This is a genomic window from Aromatoleum toluolicum (assembly GCF_012911005.2).
GTDB lineage: Bacteria > Pseudomonadota > Gammaproteobacteria > Burkholderiales > Rhodocyclaceae > Aromatoleum > Aromatoleum toluolicum.
Map to the genome: position 1 here is coordinate 1 of NZ_WTVS01000177.1, position 1,035 is coordinate 1,035.

At 60.1% G+C, this 1,035-nt stretch carries 1 protein-coding gene; it reads right to left on the reverse strand.

Going from position 1 to position 1,035, the window contains the following annotated elements:
• Window positions 1–158: 158 nt before the first annotated feature.
• Window positions 159–1,035 (reverse strand): IS5 family transposase (locus tag GPA27_RS28235; protein ID WP_169143724.1); only part of this gene is annotated, 877 nt, incomplete at its 5' end.

Here is a 1,035-nt window from a genome sequence, read left to right on the forward strand (position 1 = left end):
CTAAGGAATCCCTGATCAATTGACGTTTCGAGCAATCGCACCCAAGCCTACTGTCTGAGCCGACTCCGATGATCGATTTTTCCGATTTTCCCGCTGATTTCCGAGGCCATTCCGACCTCGAACGCCTGTTTCCTGGCGCAGCGGGCGGATTTCGCCCGTCAGCTCATCAGCTCTCGCCTCGCCAGGTAAAGATTGGTCAAACCGATCAGCGAGAACACCTGCGCGGCGTTTTTCGCGATCCCCTTGTAGCGCACCTTCGTGTAACCGAACTGGCGCTTGATCACGCGAAACAGATGTTCGACCCGTGCGCGGATCGACGACATCCGGTGGTTGAAGCGCTTGTTCGCCTCGGTTAGCGGGTGCTGGGTGCTCGCCTTGAGCGAGACGCCCCAGAACACGCCGGCCTTGCGGGCCAGGCGCTTGAGCTTGTTGTTGACGTAGCCCTTGTCGCCGAATACCGCGCGGTCGTCTTCGCGCACCAGATGCGGCAACTGGCTGATGTCCGAAGCGTTGGCTGGGGTGACCGAGACGGTATGCGCGAGTCCGGAATTGACGTCCGCGCCCACGTGGATCTTCATGCCGAAGTACCACTGCTTACCCTTCTTGGTCTGATGCATCTCGGGGTCACGCTGCTTGGTCTGGTTCTTCGTCGAGGGCCGCGCATGAATGATGGTGGCGTCGACCATCGTGCCCCCCTTGAGCAGCAGACCACGCGCTTCAAGCGTGTCGTTGATGACGTTCATCATCTGTGCCGTCAGCCCGTGTTGCTCGAGCAGGTGGCGGAACTTGAGAATCGTCGTCTCGTCGGGCATCGCATCATCGGCCAGATCGAGCCGGGCAAAACGACGCATCGATTCAATCTCGTAGAGCGCATCTTCCATCGCCGGGTCCGACAACGCATACCACTGCTGCATGAAGTAGATCCGCAGCATCGTTTCCAGCGGCATCGGCGGGCGACCGCGCCGACCGGCCTTCGGGTAGTGTGGCTCGATCACTGCAAGCAATGTCGACCACGGTACGACCGCGTCCATCTCG